Here is an 18,650-nt window from a genome sequence, read left to right as displayed (position 1 = left end):
GCGCCCGGCCGCCCCGCGGCCGACGTCCCCGCGGCCGACGTCCCCGCGGCCGCGGACGGGGCGGGGAGCTCCGGCGGGCGGACGCTGAACCGGTCCAGGACGACCAGCAGCCGTCCGCCGGCCGTCCCGAGAGCGGTCATCAGCGCCTGCACGGCGGGAGCCAGCGACTGGGTCAGGTAGGTGAGCGCGCCCACGAGCGCTCCCGCGGTGAGTCCCTGGCCCAGCAGCCAGGGCGTCGCCGCCAGCAGGGCGACGGGCGGCACCCGGCCGCAGAGCGCCAGTGCCACCACCCGCACCGCCGACCACCGGGCGAGCGCCCGTGCCGCGTCGTACTGCTGGGCGGTGAGCACCGCGTACCGGGCTGCCTCCCGGGGGCCGCCGCCGGTCGCGGCCAGGTCCCGGAGACCGCCGGCGACCGCTCCGGTGTGCTCGGCGAGCCGTTCGTCGGCCTCCAGGTAGGCGCGTTGCCGGGCGGCCATCGGAACCAGGGTGGCGAGGAACAGCGCCCACCCCACAAGGATCGGCGGGACGACCACCAGCAGCAGCGGCGGCGCCAGCACCGCCAGGCCCACCAGCGCGCCCGCACCCGCGAACAGGCAGGACCGCGCCGCCATCACCAGCCCCGCCCAGCCGTCCCGGGCGATCTCGCTCTGGTGGGTCGCACGCGAGACGGCGCCGGTACCGGTCCGCTCCGGGCGCGCCAGTGCCTCGTGCAGCGCCTGCCGCGCCGCCCGGCGGACCAGGCCGTCCCGCAGCGGCTCCACCAGGTCCCCGAGCCGGCCGAACAGGCCGCGGGCGGTGGCCGCGGCCGGGAGCGCCGCGACGGCCGCCAGCGCCAGCCACGCCAGGCCGACCCCCGGACGCCCGGCGAGGAACCCCCGGTCGAGCGCCTGGGCGACCCCGAACCCGGTGAGGAAGGTCTGCGCGAACTCCACGAGGGACCATGTCGACAACCGCAGCAGCGCCCGCCGGTGCCGCCCCAGGAACGGCAGCCCCTCCCGGCCCACCCGGCGCAGCGCGCCCCGGGCGGCCGACCGCCCCGCGCCCCGCCCGCCCGGTACCCCGCCGTCCCGGACCGGGCGCTCGGTGTCGGCCGGCTGCGCCCCCGTGGCGACGTCCGGACGGCCGCCGCTCACGCGTCGGCCCCCCGGCCCGCGGTGGTGCCCGGGCGCGGGACCACCGTGTCGGCCTTGTCGGGCCGGTCGGTCCCGCCGTGGAAGACCGCACGGTAGGACGGGTCGTGCCACAGCCGGTCATGGCGGCCGACGGCGCGCACCGCCCCGTCCTCCAGCCACACCACCCGGTCAGCCCGCGCCGCGGTCGAGGCGCGGTGCGCCACGATCAGCCGGGTGCACCTCCCGTCGAACCGGTCCAGCGCACGCTGCACGCGGCGCTCCGTCGCGGTGTCCAGACCCGAGGTCGCGTCGTCGAGGACCAGGAGGCGGCCGGGGCGGGCGAAGGCGCGGGCCAGGCCGATCCGTTGCCGCTCCCCGCCCGAGAGCGGCGCCCGTTCCATCGGGGTGTCGTAGCCGCGGGGGAGGAGGTGGACGAACCCGTCCGCCTCGGCGGCGCGGGCGGCAGCCCGCACCGCGGCCGCGTCGGGCGAGCCGGCGCCGAACGCGATCGCGTCGGCCACCGTCGCCCCGAACAGCACGGGTGCGGCGAAGGCGTACGAGACTTCCTGCCGCAGCCGGTCGGGCGCGACGTCGCGCAGCGGGACCCCGTCGAGGGAGACCGTGCCGGAATCCGGGTCGTGCAGCCGCCCCGCCACCGCCGCCAGCACCGACTTCCCGGAGCCCGAGCGCCCGACCACGGCCACCGAGCTGCCGCCGGGCACGCTGAGCCGGACGTCCCGCAGCAGCGGACGCCCCTCCCGCGTGACTCCCACCCCCGCCAGGTCCAGCCGACCGGGACCGCCGGGCGGCAGTGCACCGTCCCGGTGCTCCGGCGGAGGCAGGGCCAGCACCGGCTGCAGCCGTTCCCCGGCCGCCCGGCTCCGTGCGAGTGCGCCGAGCGCCCCGGTGACGGCTCCGATACCCATCGCCAACGCCGCGTACCGGCTCACGGTGACCAACTCGCCGACGCTCAGCGCTCCGGCGGTGACCCGCAGGCCGGCGACGGCGAGCACCAGCGCGGTCAGCACCGGAAGCAGCACCGAGCTCAGCCCGACCGCCCGCCCGTGGATGCGCCAGGTGCGCCGGCCGTGGGCGGCCAGCTCTCCGAGCGGTTCGGTGATCCGGGCCTGTTCCCGCCGCGCCGTACCGGCTGCCCGGACGGTCGCCGCGCCGTCCACCGCCTCCGCGAGCCGAGTGGCCACCACCGCCTGGGTCCGCTGGTAGTCCGCGGTGACGGCCCCGGTGTCGCGGGTGAAGGCCCGCAGCAGCAGGACCAGCGGGGGGATGCCGAGCAGGAACGCGAGCGCCGTCCAGGCATCGGTCAGCGCGATGCCGACCAGCCCTCCCAGGGGCAGCAGCACCGCGCAGAGCGCGCCTGCCGCCGCCACCGGTGCCCCGGCGGCGGCGGTGGCGGTCGCCGTCAGCCGAGTCGTCAGGTCCCCGGGCGGGAACGCCGCCGCCCGCCGCGGCTCGGTGCGCAGCAGCCGCTCCAGCGCCAGCTCCCGCAGCCGGGAGGTCAACCGGGCGGTGTGAACGCCGCCGAGCAGGGTGACGGCCGCGTCGCACGCGGTCTCCGCCGCGACGAGCGCCGCGCAGAGCACGATCCACGTCCACGGCACCGCGCCGCCGCCGAGCAGCCGGTCGATCGTCATGCCGAGGGCCAGCGGCAGCGCGAGGGCGCACAGCGCGCCGGCGGTGTCGCAGACCAGGACCGCCAGAGCCGGGGCGGGCCGGTGCCGGAGCAGCGCCGGCAGCAGCGCCTCCGCGCCGGCGCCGCGGTGGGCGGTGGGCGGGGGTGGGGGCACGGGGCGCCCTTTCGTACGTCGGCCCGGCGGGCCAGGGGCGAGAGGGGAGGGGAGGAGCGCAGGCCCGGCGGTGCCTCGCCGGAGGCGCGGGGCCGGAGCGGCCCGCCGCGGTTCGGCGTCCGGACGTGGCTGCGCTCCCGGGCGGGCCCGAGGGCCCGCCCGGGAGCAGCTCTCACGTGTGCCGTGGCACCGTCACGACCCGGCCGGCGCCGGGTCGCTCACCTGCCCGCCGCGGCGCGCCGGCGGCGCGGCGGGAGCAGCCCGTTCGCGAGGGCGCACCTCCGGGGTGCGCCCGGGGTCACGGGGTGCAGAGGGTGACGCTGAGGGAGCTGTGCTCACAGATCAGGAGGCTGACCTGGCTCCCCTTCGAGAGCTCGCCGAAGTTCTCCTCCTCGACGGCCGGGGTCTCCATCGTCTGCAGGTCGAGCAGCGCCATAGCGGTGTCCTTTCAGAGGTGCCATTCGGAATCGGTCCCGGGTCCGGGACCGGTCTGTGGGCCGCCGAGGGGCGGCAGGAAGGGCAGGTGCGAGGCGGCCGAGCGCCCCGTCGCACTGCCGAGGGCGAGCAGGACGCCCGCCGTACCGGTGGAGAGGTCCATGGACAGCCGCATCAGCTGCTCACCGGGGAAGGCCGCTTCGCCGCGCCAGGGCACCGCCTGCAGCCGCAGCAGCGCGAGGTGCCGTGACACCGCGTCGCTGCGCTGCTCGGGGTCGCCGGCCCGGGTGCGCGCCAGGTGGAGCACCAGCCCCGCGACGCCGCGGTCCAGACCGGGCTGGATGTAGAAGGCGGAGAGGGTCGCGCGCAGCAGCGCCTCGCGGGCCTCGGCCAGCGGCGTGTCATCGGGACGGTGGTGCAGGTAGTCGTCCAGCACCATCGCGATCCCGGCGCTGCCCGCCCCGAGGTAGGGCATGGCGCGGGTCCCCTCGCGGACCATCAGCGCGCCGTTCCCGCCCTGGACATGGCAGCGGTCGAGATCCCGCCGGAGCGCGGCGGCGGCGAGGTCCAGCAGCCGGGTGTCGCCGGTGCGCTCGTGGCGGCGGACGAGCGCCAGCGCCAGCCCCGCGCCGCCGTGCAGCAACCCGCCGCGCGGGAGCGGCCGTTCCTCGCGCACCGCGGTCTCCACCGCCTCGAAGCACCGTTCCGCAGCGGACGCGAGCGCCGAGGCCTCCGGCCCGTCGTGGCCCGCGGCGAGGTCGTCGAGCGCGAGGGCGATGCCGGCCTGGCCGCCGTGGAGGGTGGGAGCCAGCGCGGTGAGCGGCTCACCGGCGACGGTCAGGGCCAGTTCCCGCGCCTGCGCGGTGTGACCGAGCCGGTCCAGCGTCCAGGCGACGCCGATAAGGCCGTCGTGGAATCCGCACGGGCTGCCGGACAGCGGTTCCTTCGACCGGGCGAGGAGCCATTCCTCCGCCTCCGGCAACCGGGGCGCCCCGACCGCCCGCATCGCGTACAGCACCCCCGCGGCGCCGTGGGCGAAGGAGAGGCCACCGGTGGGCGTCGCGAACTGGGCGATGTCACCGGGGAAGCACCTCTCCGCCCGTTCGGGCGTGGCCGAGGCCCGCAGCGCGCGCACCAGGGAGTCGCGGGTCGGCTCCCACGCGGTCAGCGGCGGCAGCTCGCCGGCCTCCGCCGCCGGAGCGCCCTTCTCGATCTCGGCGACGGCGGCGTCCAGTGCGGCGCGGTCCACCGGGAACTGCCGGGCCGCCGCGTCGGCCAGCCTGCGGGCCGCCCCGCGGTCCACGGCGAAGAGCGTGGTCAGCGGGAGGAACAGCGCCAGCCGCAGGCAGGCGAGGGCGTACCGGTCGACCGACGCGCCACGGCGGTCGCTCGGCGCCACGAACGCGGGGTTGGCCACGACCTGGCGGCGGCGGTCGATCGCCGGCGAGGCGGCCTCGAAGTCCAGGAGCACGACCTGGACGGGGGTCTCCGTGCCGTCGGGCGCGGTCTCCGAGCGGAGCATGACGTTGGCCATATGGAGGTCGCCGACGACGGTGCCCCGGGCGTGGATCTGCTCCACCGCCCGCTCCACCAGCGCGTACACCCGGTGGGCCCAGGCGGTGTGCGCGGCCAGCTCGGCGGGGGTCGGAGCCGGGGACGACAGCGGGAAACGGCGCGCGAAGGCGGTGTTCAGCGGGGTCCCGGCCACGTGGTCGAGCACCAGGAAGTGGTGGCCCGCGACGGCGAAGGAGTCGCGCAGCCCCGGGACGCACGCCAGCCCCTCCAGGGCCTCCAGCGCCTCCCGCTCCCGGCCCAGCCGGCGCACCGCGTCGGCGCCGTCCGCGGCGAGCCCGGCGTGCGGCCGGGCCTCCTTGAGCACCACGCGTTCGCCGGTCCGGGTGTCGCGGGCGGTGTAGACGCCGCCGCCGTTGGAGAAATGGAGCGCGCCCTCGACCTCGTACGGGAGGTCGCCCAGCCCCGTGGCCTGCCGGGCGCTCAGGTGGGGGCGCAGGAACGCGGGGAGCTCGACCCACGGCGGCAGCCGGAGCCCCGGGCTCCGGGGGTCGGGCACCAGGGTGCCGTCGGGGTCGGCGATCGCGGGCACCAGCCGGCCGTCGGCCGCCGCGCAGTAGCGCGCGGCGAACGCCCCGTACCGGACGTGGACCGGAGCGCTCCCGCACCGCAGGTCACTGAGGACGTCGGGGCCCTCCTGGCCCGCCAGTTCCTCGCACAGCGCCTCGCAGAGCTCCCGCAGCTGCTGCTCGCCGTCGGGGTAGACGGTGACGAACTTGCCGCTGCCCGCGCGGTCGGCGTACTTGGCGTTACGGCGCAGCAGCAGTGCGGGGGAGGGCACGCACTTGAACGGGACGTCCCGCGCCACGCAGACGGCGACGACGCGCTCCAGCACGACGGCGGCGTTGTCCAGCGTCGCCGAGACGTGGATCTTCCACCCCTGTTGCGGCAGGACGGCGTCCGCCGGGCTCCAGGAGACCCAGTCGCCGCGGTCGGCGCGCTGCCACCGGGGCGGCAGCGGGCCGCGTGCGGCCGGGTACCAGTCGGCCTCGGGCGCGGCGCCCTCGCCGTGGCCGCGCGGCCGGTCGTAGAAGTGCGGATCGGTGCCGCAGTACGCCCCGTACTCCGGGTTCACAGAACCTCCCCGCTCGACCGTTCGACGATTCCCCCTCGTTGGGGACATCGCAGACGGTTTCACCCCCGCGGCATCGACGACAGTCGCCGATGTCATCAGTGCGTGATGATCTTTGACACCTGTCGAGCGTCACGCGGGACGTACGTGCCCGGTGTGTGAGGGCGTGCGTGCGAGGCGCGCGAGTTGCCCGTGCAGTGCGTGCCGCGTCCCGGGAGCGCGCACCCGGGACCCCTGCGCCGCGTGCGCCGCAGGGGGAGGTCGCCGGGCTCGTCGCGGCCGCCGCGGCGCGCCGACGGAGCAGCCACGGCCGTGCGGGGTCACCAGCTCGTCAGCAGGCAGTGGTTGACGGCCAGCGCCACCGCCGCCTGCGCGGCGAGCCACCCCCGCGCGCCACCCAGCAGCGCACACGCCGGCACCAGCCACAGCGCGAACGGCAACCAGATCCGTTCCGTCTCCGCTTTGCTCATCCCCGAGAGGTCGGCGACGAGGATCGTCAGCAGCGCCCCGGCCACCAGCACCGCAAGCCGCACCGGACCGTCCGGGACCTGCGCGCCCCCGCCGCCCCCCGGGCCGAGCGCCGCCCCCCGCAACGACCGCCGGGCCCGCCGGGCCACCCCGCCGGCGCGCCGCAGCCCCGCCACCGTGGCCAGACCCACCACCAGCACCGTGCACGCGAGGTTGGCCCAGACCCAGTAGCCGTACGGACGGACCCCGCCCGCGCCCTGGTGGTAACGGTCCACCAGCAGCCGGTACGCCTCCCACCAGTCGAAGCCCAACAGCGCGAACGCCACCGGGACCACCGCCGTCCCCGTGAGCAGCAGTACCACCACGACCGGCCTGCGGCTCACCGTCCGCGCGCCCAGCAGCAGGACGGCCGCCCCCAGCACCCCCAGCAGCACCAGCCCGTACGAGAGATGGCACGCCCAGCCGAACAACAGGCCCGCCGCCGCGGCCCACCAGACCGAACGCCCCGTCAGCGCCAGCGCCAGGAACGCCACCGCCCACCCCGCCACGGCCGCGAAGTACGCGTCCGCGGACGTCCCCATCCACACCGCGCCGGGGACCAGCACCAGGAACGGCGCCGCACCCCGGGCGAGGGACTCCCCGGCGAGCGCCCGCACCGCCACCACCACCGCCGCGCAGACCGACGCGCCGACCACGATGCAGAACGCGCCCGCCCAGCCGCCGCCACCCAGCCCCACCCGGTCCAGCAGCACGAAGGTCAGGGTCGCCCCCGGCGGATGGCCGGCGACGTGGGTCGGCCAGTTGTCGGGGGAGTCGATCAGAATGTGGTCGGTGAACCCCCGCAGCGCGGCAGGCACATCGGCGAACCGGTCGACCGCGGCGAGGTACTCGTGGCGGTTCTCCATACGCTCCACCACACCTCGCTGCCAGCCGTCCACCAGGGCGAGCGCGAAGGTCCAGGCCGTCGCCGCCCCCCAGACCGCCGGTGGCAGCACCCCCCACCGCAACCGGGCCGCCGCCGTCGGGCCCCACAGGGCCACCGCCACCGCCAGCACCAGCGCCGGCACCGTCCCCGGGCCGACGTGGGGCTCCCACACCGCCGAGAGCGGGGGCCAGTTCACGTGCAGCGTGCCGTCCTCCCGCTGAATCCTGTGGCCCACGAGGACGGCGACGGCGACGAGCACGGCCGCGGCCGCCGCCGCGGCCAGGTCACGCTTGAGGCAACGGGTCATCCGAGCACGCTAGGCCCGCGCCGACCGCGCGCCGCGCCGCGCACGCGGACGTCAGCCGTTTGGCCCGGGTGGCACCCCCGTTCGTGGGGCGAAGCGGACATAGCGTCGCCGCATGCGCGCCCTCACACTCCCGAGTTCCCCGGCCTTCTGGCGCAGCCCGCTGCGGGGCCCCCGGTTCACCTCGCTGCTCGGCATGGTGCTGCTGGCCGGCATCCCCGTCGTGTTCGCCACCGGCCTGCTCTCCTACGCCGCGTACAACCCCGACCTGGCGCCGGTCAACGACCAGACCCCGGACAAGGGGCTCCTCGGGGGCTACCTCTTCGCCTGGCCCACCGACCCCCACTGGCTGTACCGGCTCACGCAGGGCGTGCACGTCACCCTCGGGATCACCCTGGTCCCCGTGCTGCTGGCGAAGCTCTGGTCCGTCATCCCGAAGCTCTTCGCCGTCCCGCCCGCCCGCTCCCTCGCCGGCGCCCTGGAGCGGCTGTCGCTGCTCGCGCTGGTGGGCGGCGCCTTGTTCGTCATGGCCACCGGCGTCCTCAACATCCAGCTGGAGTACCTCTTCCCCGGCTCCTTCTACCGGCTGCACTTCTACGGGGCCTGGGTCTTCGTCGCAGCCTTCCTCCTGCACGTCGCCCTCCGCCTGCCCGCCGCCGTGCGCGCCCTGCGCCGCGGCACGGGCGGCCCCACCGACGGGGCCGGTGAACCCCACGGCACCATCGCGGTCGGGCCGCCGCCGGCACCGAGCCCCGACCCGCCTACCACCTCGCGCCGCGGAGCGCTGTGGTTCGTCGGCGGCGGTTCCCTGCTGCTCCTCGGCACCACGGTGGGGCGCAGCTTCGACGGCCCGCTGCGCGCCACCGCGCTGCTCGCCCCGCACGGGTGGGAGGAGCCGGGCAGCGGCCCCGGCGGCTTCCAGGTCAACAAGACAGCCGCGTCGGTCGGCGTCACCCCGGACGAGACGGCAGCCGACGTCTGGCGGCTCCACCTCGTCGGCCCCGCCGGAACGGCGCGGCTGAGCCGGGCCGACCTCGCCGCGCTGCCCCAGCACACGGCGGCGCTGCCGATCGCCTGCGTCGAGGGCTGGTCCACCTCCGACCAGCAGTGGCGAGGTGTCCGGCTGCGCGACCTCGCCCGACTCGCCGGCCACGGCGAGGGCCCGACTCCCGACCTGCTGGTGACCTCCCTCCAGCGGTCGGGTGCCTTCCGCCGCGCGGCGCTGCGCGCCAACCAGGTCGACGACCCGCGCTCGCTGCTCTCCCTCGAGGTCAACGGCGCCCCGCTCACCCCGGACCACGGCTTCCCCGCCCGGGTGATCGTCCCCGCCGCGCCCGGCGTGCTCAACACCAAGTGGGTGTCCCGCATGGAGTTCCGCGACCTGTCGCGGGGCGGTGGGGACCGGTGAACCGCCACTGGAACCTCCGCACCCTGGCCGGGAGTCCGGTGGCGCTGCTGCTGCTCGGCTGCTCCTTCGCGCTCACCGCCTACGCCGGGGTCCGTTTGCTGGAGGGGGACACACCGCGCATCCTGCTCTGGCTGGTGGGCGCGGCCCTGCTGCACGACCTGGTCCTGCTGCCGCTGTACTCCGCGGTCGACCGCGCCGCCACCCGGGCGTGCACCGCGCTCGGGTGGCGCGAGGCCGTCGTGCACGTCCGGGTGCCGGCCGCGCTGTCGGGGCTGTTGCTGCTGCTGTGGTTCCCGATGATCAGCGGCAGGGCGGCCGACCGCTACGCGGACGTGACCGGGCTCTCGGGCAGCGGCTTCGCCCAGCGTTGGCTGCTCATCACCGCCGCGCTCTTCGCCCTCTCCGGCGTGGCGCTCGTCCTGAGGCTGCGGAGCGCGGCGAAACAGCGCCCGCCGACCGTCCACTGATCCGCCGTCGACCAGCCGGCCCGGGCGTACCGGAGCAGCGCCGGGGTGCCCAGCCTCGCCCAGGGGAACGCCGAGCCGCTGCCGCCGCGGCCGTCCGGGTCGCGGACGAGGCGGACCGTCGCGCGTTCGTCGACGTCCACCGGCGCGGTCTCGGCGATCAGCAGCCCGCCCGGCGCCAGTACCCGGCCGAGCCGCTCCAGCAGTGCTCCGGGGTCGCCACCGATCCCGATGTTGCCGTCGGCGACGAGAGCGGTGCGCCAGCGGCCCTCCCGGGGCAGGGGGTCGAACACCGAGCGTCGCAGCGCCCGGGCGCCGAGCGACGCGGTGTGGGCGACCGCCGCCGCGCTGATGTCGATGCCCAGGGCGTCCCCGCCGCCGGCACAGAGCGCCGCCACCAGTCGACCGGGTCCGCACCCGACGTCCAGCACCGGCCCCTCGCACCGCGCCAGCACCGACCGGTCGGCCTCGTCCGGGCCGGCGCACCAGCGTTCGACGTCCAGGTGCAGCAGCCACCCGTCACCCCGGCGCAGGTACAGCGGGCCCCGGCCGGCACGCAGGGCGTCCGCGTAGGGCTCGCTGGACCAGCACCGTGTCGTGGCCTGCGGCGGGGCCGTCTCATGCGAAGTGCTCATCGCGCGGCGCCCGCCTTCAGCCGTGCCAGTTCGGCGGCGAAGCGCCCGCGGGGCGCCGCTGCGGCGACCACCTCGGCGTCCGCCGCGTCGTCCACGTCGGTCAGGGCCGGCAGATCCCCCACCCGCAGCCCGGCTCCGCGGAGCCGGTCGCGCTGCACCCGGCCCGTGTCCGGTGCGGACATCGGCACGCCCAGGAGGAGCGACGGGTCCGGGCACGCGAGCCCCAGTGCCCAGAAGCCGCCGTCGGTCGCGTCGCCCAGCCAGGCGTCGCAGTCGTCGAAGCCGACGCACAGCAGTTCGGGCGTCACCTGCGGGGTGTCCATGCCGATGAGCAGCGCGGGTCCGTCGCAACCGGAGAAGGCGGCGGCGAGCCGCTGGTCGAGGCCGCCGCTGCACTGCGGCACCACTTCGAACCCGCACGGGAGCCAGTCACCGGGGGAGCCGTCGAGCACCAGCACCCGCCGGTCCGCCGACGTCCGGGCGACGGCGTCGAGCGTGTCGGCGAGCGCCGCCTCTGCCAGCGACGCCGCCTCCTCGGGCGAGAACGGCGGGGTGAGGCGGGTCTTGACCTTCCCCGGTCGTGGTTCCTTCGCGATGACGAGGAGCGTGGTCACGGGCGGGTCCTTTCTTCGGCTGCGGGCGCCGGCGCTTCGGCGAGGACGCCGCGCATGTCGCGCACGGCCTGCCAGGTCCCGCGCCAGGTGCCTGTCACCTTCGAGGTGCCGGTGCGGGGGAGGTACGGGACGGGATGCTCGGAGATGCGCCACCCGGCGTCCGCAGCCCTGACCACCATCTGCAGCGGGTAGCCGCTGCGGCGGTCGCTGAGGGCCAGGTCCAGCAGCGCCTCGCGGCGCGCCGCTCGCAGCGGGCCGATGTCGTGCAGCGCCACGCCGGTGCGGCGCCGCACCATCCGGGCGAGGGCGAGGTTGCCGGCGCGGGCGTGCAGGGGCCAGGCACCGAACGTACGAGGGCGGCGCCGACCGAGGACGAGGTCGGCGCCGCCCCGGGCGATCTCCGCCGCGAACGGCACCAGCAGCCCGGGGTCGAGAGAGGCGTCGCAGTCGCAGAAGCAGACGATGTCGGCGGTGGCGGCGGCCAGTCCGGCGTGGCAGGCGGCACCGAAACCGCGCCGGGACTCGTGGACGACCGTCGCGCCGAGGGAGCGGGCGAGGTCGGCGGAGCCGTCGGTCGATCCGTTGTCCACGACGATCGCACGCCACCCGGGCGGGATGCGTTCCAGGACCCAGGGCAGGGCGGCCGCCTCGTCCAGACACGGCAGGACGACGTCGGCCACCGGGGAGGTGGGGAGGCTTGCCATTCCCTCACCCTAAAGGTGCCTAACGGACAAATCCGGCAACTGCGTGACCGATGCCCACCGTGTGGCGTGTGGCCCCGGCTCGCCTCCGCCGCACGCGGGCAACCCCGCCCCGACTCACTCGCCGCGCAGTGGCGCCGTGGCGAACTCCCGCATCCCGTCCTCGTAGCGGACCCGGGGCGCCCAGCCCAGCTCGGACCGCAGCAGGGAGGAGTCCGCGGTGATGTGGCGGACGTCCCCGAGCCGGTACTCCCCGGTGACGAGGGGCGAGGGGCCGCCGTACGCCGTCGCGAGCGTCGCGGCCGCCTGCCCCACGGTCCGGGGGTCGCCGCTCCCGGTGTTGTACGCCCGCAGCACGCCCGGCCGCGGCTCGGCCAGCAGCGCCGCGACGTTGGCGTCGGCGACGTCCCGCACGTGCACGAAGTCGCGGCGCTGCCGGCCGTCCTCGAAGACCCGCGGCGCCTCGCCCCGGGCCAGCGCGGAGCGGAAGAACGAGGCGACCCCCGCGTACGGCGTGTCCTTCGGCATCCTCGGCCCGTACACGTTGTGGTAGCGCAGCGAGACGGCCGAGCCCCCGGTCGCCCGCGCCCACGAGGAGGCGAGGTGCTCCTGGGTCAGCTTGGTGCAGGCGTAGACGTTCCGCGGGTCGACCGGGGCGTCCTCACCCACCAGTTCGGGCGCGAGCGCCGCCCCGCAGTGTGGGCACGGCGGCTCGAACCGGCCCGCGTCCAGCTCCGGCACCGATCGGGGACCAGGTCGCACGATTCCGTGGCGCGGGCACCGGTAGCGTCCCTCGCCGTAGACCACCATCGAACCGGCCAGCACCAGTCGCCGCACCCCCGCCTCGGCCATCTCCGCGAGCAGCACGGCCGTGCCGAGGTCGTTGTGCGACACGTACGCCGGTGCATCGGCGAACCGGGTGCTCAGCCCCACCATCGCCGCCTGGTGGCAGACGGCGTCCACGCCGACCAGTGCCTTGGCCACCACCTCCGGGTCCCGCACGTCCTGCTCCGGCGCGGACCGCCGGTCCAGGACGACGGGCTCGAACCCGCGTGCCCGGAGAGCGTCGACGACATGGGACCCGATGAAACCGGCACCGCCGGTGACGAGAACGCGCATCCCTCCACGCTAGGACGGCAGTTGCCCTCCGCCCCGGGGCGACGCGGTCGGCCGCCGCACCGTGCCGTCCCACCGCCCGACTGCAGTAACGCCCGGGCCGGCGGACGCCGCCGGCGGCGCTGCCGGGGACGGCGCGGTCAGCTGTGGGCGATGACGTGCGGCGCCGGGCACCGCCGATCGGCCCGCTCGGACAGCCGGAACAGCGGACGCTCCGCGTTCGGCACGACGACCAGGCAGCTCTCCCCGACTCCCCGCACGTCCCCGCGCACGTCCCCACCCGGGAACGGGGCGGCCGGCGCCGCGGGCCGCTGCGTGGGCCCGGCCTCCTCGGAGGCCGCGTGCGCGGGGGCCGCCGCAGCCACCGCGGCGAGGAGGAACAGGGAGCCCACGGTGGTCCTCGTCTGCTTCATGTCCCGTCCAACGAAACGGCCTTCGCGTCGTCACGGCGTGCGCCGCAGCGGCTTCGGCGCCCCGGGGCCCGCCGCGCCGGGGGTGCGCGCCACACCCCTCGCACCGTGGTAATGTGACGGTCATACAAGCCTTCCCGGCTCGAGGTCATCTCGCCGGGGAGGCTTTTCTCATGGCCCGTTCCCCGCACCGCGACGCTCCGTCCCGCCTCCTCCCGTTCGCCGCACCGCCCGGAGGCGCCGTGCCCGAACCGCATCAGCGCCCGGCCGGCACCGGGGCGGCCGCCCGACGGCCCCGGACGGCGCCCCTGCTGCGTCCTGCCGGCACGGACGATCGGCCGGGCCTGGCGGCGCTCTGGCAGATGTTCCGGCACGAGCTGTCGGACTTCGACCACTCACGCCCCGCGGCGGACGGCGCCTTCGGCCGGGAACGCCTGGACGCCGCGCTGACCGAGCCCGACCGCGAACTCGTGCTGATCGAACAGGACGGCCGGGTGGTGGGCTTCGCCGCGGTCCGCGGGCTCCTCGGGCCGTGCCGCGTCGTCAGCGCCTTCTTCGTCGTGCGCACGGCACGGCGCGCGGGCATCGGCGGTCGGGCGGCGGACGCCCTGCTCCGTGCCCGCCCGGGCCCGTGGGAGATCCCCTTCCAGCAGGTCAACGCCGCTGCGGTGGTCTTCTGGCGCGGTGTCGCGGAACGAGCCGCACCCGGAGCCTGGCACGAGGAGCGCCGCCCGGTCCCCGGCCGCCCCGACCTGCCGCCGGACGTCTGGATCAGCCTCTCGCAGCCGCCCGGCACGGACGCGCACCACGTGCCGCCCCGTTCACCGTCGCGCCGCTGACGGGTCAGGTGAGTCGCCGTCCCCGAACCGCCGCAGCCCGCACCAGGACGCCGACTGCCGTCGCGCCCGACCGGGCCGACGGCGGCCCTGCGGCGTCAGACGGCCGACCATCCGTCGTCCACCGGCAGAACCGCTCCGTTGATGAACGACGCCTCGTCGGAGGCGAGGAAGACGATCACCGCCGCGAGCTCCTCGGGGTCGCCCAGCCGTCCCGACCCGGCGGCGACGAGCGGGCCCACCACGGACGGGCCGTCAGCTCCCGGTCGGGGCGAGACGCGCATGCCCGTCCGCACCGGCCCTGGTGCCACCGCGTTGGCCCGAATCCCGCGGGACCGGTAGGTCACCGCGAGGTTTCGGACCAGCCCTGCCACACCGTGCTTCGCAGCCGTGTAGGCCGCGCCCGCGGCGCCGCCGCGGAGCCCCGCCTCGGAGCCGGTGAACACCAGGACCCCGGAGCCCGCTTCGAGCATGTGGGGCAGCGCTGCCCGAGTGAGACGGAACGGTGCCGTCAGGTCCACGGCCATCACCCGATCCCACTCCGCGTCCTCGGTCTCGTGCACCGCCGACATGCGGTCCATCACCCCGGCGTTGTTGACGAGGACGCCGATCCCGCCGAACTCCGACACGGCGCGGTCGACCACTTCGGACACCACCGCGGGGTCGGTGAGGTCGCCGCACAGCCCCGCGGCGCGGCCCCCGGCACGTCGTGCGCCTGCCACCGTCCGGTCCGTGCCCTCCGGGTCGATGTCGACCGCCAGGACCGGGCGCCCGAGTGCGGCGAAGCGCAGTGCGGTGGCACGGCCGATCCCGGACGCGGCCCCGGTGACGACCACACCGCGGGCCGCCGGGCCGGTCCCGGCCGCCCGGCTGGTCACGATCCCTCCCCGGCGGCGCGCCCGGTGCGCTGCCCCGGGCTGTGCGCGCTGCCGGTGTGTGCCGCGCTGGGTGAGAGTCGCAGCACGGTGCTCTCGCCGCGGGCCGACACCTCGACCGCGAGGTGAAGCGGGTCGCGCCTGCGGTCGCCCGTGGCGCAGCTGCCCTGCGCCCAGTGGCCGAACTCGCCGGTGCGCCGGGCGTGCTTCCGGTTGCTGCCGGGACCGGGGCGGCTGTTGCGTCCCGCGCGGTACTGCGCGCGCGGCGCCCCGGAGTCGATGTCGGGCACGTGGTTCCTCCGTTGCCTCGGTGCGGTTCGGGTAAGTGCGCCGGGCGCGGCTGCTCGGACGGACCGTGACGCGGCCCGCCGTCGCGGCCGCGCTACCGGACGGAGGTACGCGCGGGGGCGCTCTCCGCGTGGGGTGCGTCGGCGTCCGGGGCCGGCGCGGGGAAGGGTTCAAGGCGTCGACCGGGGATGGTGGCGGCGACCAGTGCGGCGAGCAGCGCGAGCGCACCGCCGATGAGGAGCGCGGTGCGGAACGCCGCCTCGGAGGGAAGCGTCGCGCCACCGCTGGTGACGGTCATCTGGCCCAGTACGACGCCGACGACGGCGGCTCCCACGGACGTGCCCAGCGACCGCATCAGGGTGTTGAACGCGTTGGCGGCCGCGGTCTCGCCCGGGGGTACCGCCGACATCACCAGCGCGGGCATGGCACCGTAGGCCAGGCCGATGCCGCCGCTCGCGACCGCGAGCCCGATCATCAGCCCCCAGGCCGTCCCCATCAGTGCCTGGAGCAGTCCGTAGCCGCAGGCGACGACCAAGGCGCCGCAGATCAGCGTGACTTTGGGTCCGCGGGCGTCGGTGAGCCGGCCGCCCAGCGGGGAGACCACCATCATCATCAGCCCGCCGGGGGCCATCCACAGACCGGCGGCGAGCATGGACTGGCCGAGCCCGTACCCGGTCGCCTCCGGGAACTGCAGCAGCTGGGGCACGACGAGCATCGAGGCGTACATCGCGAACCCGACCAGCAGCGAGGCGAGGTTGGTGAGCAGGACACGCGGCCGGGCGGTGGTCCGCAGGTCGATCAGCGGGTGGCGGGTGCGCAGTTCCCACAGCCCCCAGCCGAACAGGACGACGACGGCGCCGCCGGCGAGCCCCAGCACGGTCGGAGAGGTCCAGCCCCAGTCCGCGCCCTTGGAGACAGCCAGCAGCAGGGCGACCAGCCCGGCGCTCAGCCCGAGCGCCCCGACGAGGTCGAACCGCCCGCCGCGTGCCGGCGTGGGGACGGCAGGCACCACCCGCCACAGCAGGACGGCGACGGCGAGGCCGAGCGCCGCGGAACCCCAGAACAGTGCACGCCAGTCGGCGTACTGGGCCACGGCGGCGGCGAGCGGGAGTCCGAGTCCACCCCCGATGCCCATCGAGGCGCTCACCAGCGCGATGGCGGAGCTCAGCCGGTCGGCCGGGACGACGTCCCGCAGCAGCGCCACCCCCAGCGGCACCATCCCCATGCCGACGCCCTGGAGCCCCCGGCCCGCCAGCATCGGGGCCAGGGTGGAGGAGAGTGCGCACACCACCGAGCCGACGATCAGCGGGACGGAGCACGCCAGCAGCACGGCGCGCTTGCCGAGCAGGTCGCCGAGGCGTCCGGTGATCGGCACGCAGACCGCCGCCACCAGCAGCGTCACGGTGACCACCCAGGTGGCGTCGGCCGGGGTGGTGTCGAGGAGCCGCGGCAGATCGGCCAGGAGCGGGGTGACCAGGGTCTGCATCACCGCTGCGGTGACACCGGCCAGGGCCAGGGCCATGACGACGGGGCGGCCCCCGCGGGCGGCGGACGGTGGGACGGACATCGGGGCGAGCTCCTGGCTGGGTGGGGCGCGACCGGACGGCCGTCGCAGTGCGGATGTGTATCGTACATGCCGTATGTATCGCGCATACAAGGAAGAGTGGAACAGCCCTGTGCCAGGATGGACGGCGGGCACCGCGGGAGGAACGGCGATGAGCAGGGCGACGGACGAGGTCGAGTACGAGCAGATGCTGCTGAGCCGGCACGCCTTCCTCCACCACCGGGGCGGCCGGAGCAAGGACGGCCTGCTCGAACGCAGCGCCTACGTCCTCCTGAGCCGCCTCCGCGTGCAGGGCCCGATGTCCATCGGCGAGTTGAGCGAGGCGTTCGGGCTGGACGCCTCCACGCTCAACCGGCAGACCGCCGCTGCGCTGCGGGCCGGCCTGGTCGACCGCATCCCCGACCCCGCCGGCGGCATGGCGCGGAAGTTCCGGCTCACTGCCGAGGGCGCGCGCCTGCTGGAGGAGGAACGCCGCTCCATCGTCTCCTCGCTGGACGACGTGATGGCGGACTGGCCGGAGGAGGACGTCGCCGCCTTCGCCGGGTACCTGCGCCGCTTCAACAGCGGGATCGAACGCATCGGCGGACGTCCCTGGCCCCGCCCCTGACGCGGTCGGTGTCGCCCCCACCGGGAGGGCGGCTGAGGGGAAGTGCCTGGTAGGGGCAACAATGCCCGGGTGGACCTTCTCGACCCCTCCCTGCAGCGCTACCTCGACCTCGGCGGCATCTTCGTGTTCGCCATCTCCGGGGCACTGCTCGCGGTGCGCAAGAACTTCGACGTCTTCGGCATCGCCGTGCTGGCCTTCGCCACCGGACTCGGCGGTGGGATCTTCCGGGACCTGGTGATCGGCGCCGTTCCCGCGGCGTTCAGCGACCCCGGCTACTTCCTCACACCGCTCGTGACCACCGTGACGGTCATCTTCCTGCACCCGGAACTCGGCCGCATCGACCGGGCGGTGCAGGTCTTCGACGCCGCCGGCCTCGGCTTCTTCTGCGTGGTCGGCACCGTGAAGGCGTACGAGTACGGACTCGGTACCGTCGGCAGCGCCGCCCTCGGCCTCGCCACCGCCGCGGGCGGCGGCGTGGTGCGCGACGTCCTCGCCAACGAGGTGCCCTCGCTGCTCCGCCGCGACCGGGAGATCTACGCCGTCCCGGCGATCGTGGGCGCGAGCGCCGTCGCCCTGCTGCTCCGGTTCGACGCGCTCGACAACTGGACCATGGCGGCCGCGGCGCTGACCGCCTTCGTGATCCGGCTCCTCGCGCTGCGATTCAACTGGCGGGCGCCGCGGGCCTGGTCGCGCGGTACGCCGACCGCCCCGGACCCATCGGGCTGACGGCCGTCGGTGCCGCCTGCCCGGCCGCCCCGGGAGCGCCGGCCTCCGGCGGGACAGCGGGCCGCGGCCGCCCACGGCCCGCGCCGCCGGGTCTCACCCAGTGGGGGACGGGGCGGCGTCGTGCCGCCACTCGGGCAGCACCACGTAACTCCCCGAGCCCGGCGGGTCCTCCGCCGAGGCGTCCCGCATCCGCCGGGCCCAGCCCGCGTCCGGCCACCGGGTGGCGGCGTCCCACCGCACCCCGGCGAGGAGCGGGTCGGCAGTGAGCGCCTCCGTCAGGTCCGCGCCGCCGAACTCCGTGGCGGCGGTGCGCAGCAGAGCCCCGGCACGGGCGGCGGCCGCCACGATCGTGCCGTCGGGAGCCACGGGGCGGCCGGTCAGCGCCCGCGCCGACTCCGCGGCCGCGTCCAGACCCCGGTGCGCCGCCGGCTCCGCCCCGCGGCGTGCCGACGACGCCGACGACAAGGACTCCTCGACCGCTTCCGCCAGTCGCCCGATTCGGGCGAGGTCGGCCGCACGGGTCAGCGCCCGCGCGGACAGGCCGTCACCGACCGCCGCCCACCACCCCGCTCCCGTCGTATCGTCGGCCGCTGCCGGTGACAGGCAGTCCGCCAGCCGCAGCAGGGCCTCCCGGTGGCGGAGCCGCACCGCGCCCGGCGCGGCGGCCCAGCCGCCGGCGGCGCCGACCAGCCGCGCGAGCGGATCGGACC

The 18,650-nt window shown here is 76.3% G+C and carries 17 protein-coding genes and 1 pseudogene; 4 read left to right on the top strand and 14 right to left on the bottom strand.

Annotation, left to right across the window (positions count from 1 at the left end; translation table 11 throughout):
• The 5 genes from HCN56_RS14135 to HCN56_RS14115 all read right to left on the bottom strand — a co-directional run.
• Nucleotides 1-1,136 (bottom strand): 6TM ABC transporter family protein (locus HCN56_RS14135; RefSeq protein WP_167971025.1); only part of this gene is annotated, 1,136 nt, incomplete at its 3' end.
• Nucleotides 1,133-2,920: an ABC transporter ATP-binding protein gene (locus HCN56_RS14130; RefSeq protein WP_167971023.1), complete on the bottom strand. Its 1,788-nt coding sequence runs from the start codon at nt 2,918-2,920 to the stop codon at nt 1,133-1,135. The genes HCN56_RS14135 and HCN56_RS14130, both read right to left, overlap by 4 nt.
• A 298-nt stretch (nt 2,921-3,218) precedes the next feature.
• Nucleotides 3,219-3,356 (bottom strand): SapB/AmfS family lanthipeptide, encoded by a 138-nt coding sequence (locus HCN56_RS14125; protein ID WP_167934310.1) that lies wholly within the window; start codon nt 3,354-3,356, stop codon nt 3,219-3,221.
• Nucleotides 3,357-3,368: 12 nt separating this feature from the next.
• Entirely contained in the window at nt 3,369-6,002 is a 2,634-nt protein-coding gene (gene lanKC / locus HCN56_RS14120; RefSeq protein WP_312871228.1) for a class III lanthionine synthetase LanKC, read from the bottom strand.
• 317 nt (nt 6,003-6,319) lie between these two features.
• Entirely contained in the window at nt 6,320-7,699 is a 1,380-nt protein-coding gene (locus HCN56_RS14115; protein WP_167971021.1) for a hypothetical protein, read from the bottom strand.
• Nucleotides 7,700-7,811: 112 nt separating this feature from the next.
• Between HCN56_RS14115 and HCN56_RS14110 the strand changes: the two genes are divergently transcribed.
• Nucleotides 7,812-9,104 (top strand): molybdopterin-dependent oxidoreductase, encoded by a 1,293-nt coding sequence (locus HCN56_RS14110; RefSeq protein WP_167971019.1) that lies wholly within the window; start codon nt 7,812-7,814, stop codon nt 9,102-9,104.
• A 322-nt stretch (nt 9,105-9,426) separates the two neighbouring features.
• On the opposite strand, the gene HCN56_RS14105 is transcribed toward HCN56_RS14110, so the two are convergent.
• From HCN56_RS14105 to HCN56_RS14085, 5 genes are all read right to left on the bottom strand, one after another.
• Entirely contained in the window at nt 9,427-10,203 is a 777-nt protein-coding gene (locus tag HCN56_RS14105) for a methyltransferase domain-containing protein (RefSeq protein WP_167971017.1), read from the bottom strand.
• The gene (locus tag HCN56_RS14100) at nt 10,200-10,817 is read right to left on the bottom strand and encodes a TIGR04282 family arsenosugar biosynthesis glycosyltransferase (protein ID WP_167971015.1); all 618 of its coding nucleotides are present in this window, start codon (nt 10,815-10,817) and stop codon (nt 10,200-10,202) included. The genes HCN56_RS14105 and HCN56_RS14100 overlap by 4 nt, the downstream gene beginning before the upstream one ends.
• Nucleotides 10,814-11,521 (bottom strand): glycosyltransferase family 2 protein, encoded by a 708-nt coding sequence (locus HCN56_RS14095; RefSeq protein ID WP_167971013.1) that lies wholly within the window; start codon nt 11,519-11,521, stop codon nt 10,814-10,816. Before HCN56_RS14095 ends, HCN56_RS14100 begins: the two co-directional genes overlap by 4 nt.
• Nucleotides 11,522-11,635: 114 nt before the next feature.
• Nucleotides 11,636-12,637, bottom strand: coding sequence for an NAD-dependent epimerase/dehydratase family protein (locus HCN56_RS14090; protein WP_167971012.1), 1,002 nt, complete (start codon nt 12,635-12,637; stop codon nt 11,636-11,638).
• A gap of 137 nt (nt 12,638-12,774) precedes the next feature.
• Nucleotides 12,775-13,047 carry a hypothetical protein gene (locus HCN56_RS14085; protein ID WP_167971010.1) on the bottom strand — a complete coding sequence of 91 codons (273 nt, stop codon included), beginning with the start codon at nt 13,045-13,047 and terminating at the stop codon, nt 12,775-12,777.
• A 359-nt stretch (nt 13,048-13,406) separates the two neighbouring features.
• Between HCN56_RS14085 and HCN56_RS14080 the strand changes: the two genes are divergently transcribed.
• Nucleotides 13,407-13,883 (top strand): GNAT family N-acetyltransferase, encoded by a 477-nt coding sequence (locus HCN56_RS14080; protein ID WP_245246541.1) that lies wholly within the window; start codon nt 13,407-13,409, stop codon nt 13,881-13,883.
• A 95-nt stretch (nt 13,884-13,978) separates the two neighbouring features.
• On the opposite strand, the gene HCN56_RS14075 is transcribed toward HCN56_RS14080, so the two are convergent.
• From HCN56_RS14075 to HCN56_RS14065, 3 genes are all read right to left on the bottom strand, one after another.
• The gene (locus tag HCN56_RS14075; RefSeq protein WP_312871227.1) at nt 13,979-14,758 is read right to left on the bottom strand and encodes an SDR family NAD(P)-dependent oxidoreductase; all 780 of its coding nucleotides are present in this window, start codon (nt 14,756-14,758) and stop codon (nt 13,979-13,981) included.
• Complete coding sequence (locus tag HCN56_RS26405) at nt 14,755-15,045, bottom strand: hypothetical protein (protein ID WP_167971004.1); 291 nt, start codon at nt 15,043-15,045, stop codon at nt 14,755-14,757. Before HCN56_RS26405 ends, HCN56_RS14075 begins: the two co-directional genes overlap by 4 nt.
• 92 nt (nt 15,046-15,137) lie before the next feature.
• On the bottom strand, nt 15,138-16,610 hold the full coding sequence (locus tag HCN56_RS14065; RefSeq protein ID WP_167971008.1) for an MFS transporter: 1,473 nt from the start codon (nt 16,608-16,610) through the stop codon (nt 15,138-15,140).
• A 148-nt stretch (nt 16,611-16,758) separates the two neighbouring features.
• On the opposite strand from HCN56_RS14065, the gene HCN56_RS14060 reads away from it, so the two are divergent.
• Together HCN56_RS14060 and HCN56_RS14055 are read left to right on the top strand one after the other, a co-directional pair.
• Complete coding sequence (locus tag HCN56_RS14060) at nt 16,759-17,214, top strand: MarR family winged helix-turn-helix transcriptional regulator (protein ID WP_167971006.1); 456 nt, start codon at nt 16,759-16,761, stop codon at nt 17,212-17,214.
• Nucleotides 17,215-17,283: 69 nt separating this feature from the next.
• Entirely contained in the window at nt 17,284-17,940 is a 657-nt protein-coding gene (locus HCN56_RS14055) for a trimeric intracellular cation channel family protein (RefSeq protein ID WP_167971005.1), read from the top strand.
• A 93-nt stretch (nt 17,941-18,033) separates the two neighbouring features.
• Here the strand turns inward: HCN56_RS14055 and HCN56_RS14050 are convergent.
• Nucleotides 18,034-18,650 (bottom strand): annotated as a pseudogene (locus HCN56_RS14050) (hypothetical protein); the annotation flags it as partial.

This window comes from Streptomyces lonarensis (assembly GCF_012033735.1).
GTDB classification, from domain to species: domain Bacteria; phylum Actinomycetota; class Actinomycetes; order Streptomycetales; family Streptomycetaceae; genus Streptomyces; species Streptomyces lonarensis.
Note: the sequence above shows the minus strand (reverse complement) of the source record. Positions and strands in the feature narration are given on the sequence as shown.

Excerpts from the sequence above, each read along its gene's own strand:
- HCN56_RS14115 (WP_167971021.1), bottom strand. The coding sequence starts at position 7,699 with ATGACCCGTTGCCTCAAGCGTGACCTGGCCGCGGCGGCGGCCGCGGCC.
- HCN56_RS14060 (WP_167971006.1), top strand. The coding sequence starts at position 16,759 with ATGAGCAGGGCGACGGACGAGGTCGAGTACGAGCAGATGCTGCTGAGC.
- HCN56_RS14090 (WP_167971012.1), bottom strand. The coding sequence starts at position 12,637 with ATGCGCGTTCTCGTCACCGGCGGTGCCGGTTTCATCGGGTCCCATGTC.
- HCN56_RS14105 (WP_167971017.1), bottom strand. The coding sequence starts at position 10,203 with ATGAGCACTTCGCATGAGACGGCCCCGCCGCAGGCCACGACACGGTGC.
- HCN56_RS14080 (WP_245246541.1), top strand. The coding sequence starts at position 13,407 with ATGTTCCGGCACGAGCTGTCGGACTTCGACCACTCACGCCCCGCGGCG.
- HCN56_RS14065 (WP_167971008.1), bottom strand. The coding sequence starts at position 16,610 with ATGTCCGTCCCACCGTCCGCCGCCCGCGGGGGCCGCCCCGTCGTCATG.
- HCN56_RS14095 (WP_167971013.1), bottom strand. The coding sequence starts at position 11,521 with ATGGCAAGCCTCCCCACCTCCCCGGTGGCCGACGTCGTCCTGCCGTGT.
- HCN56_RS14085 (WP_167971010.1), bottom strand. The coding sequence starts at position 13,047 with ATGAAGCAGACGAGGACCACCGTGGGCTCCCTGTTCCTCCTCGCCGCG.
- HCN56_RS14110 (WP_167971019.1), top strand. The coding sequence starts at position 7,812 with ATGCGCGCCCTCACACTCCCGAGTTCCCCGGCCTTCTGGCGCAGCCCG.
- HCN56_RS14125 (WP_167934310.1), bottom strand. The coding sequence starts at position 3,356 with ATGGCGCTGCTCGACCTGCAGACGATGGAGACCCCGGCCGTCGAGGAG.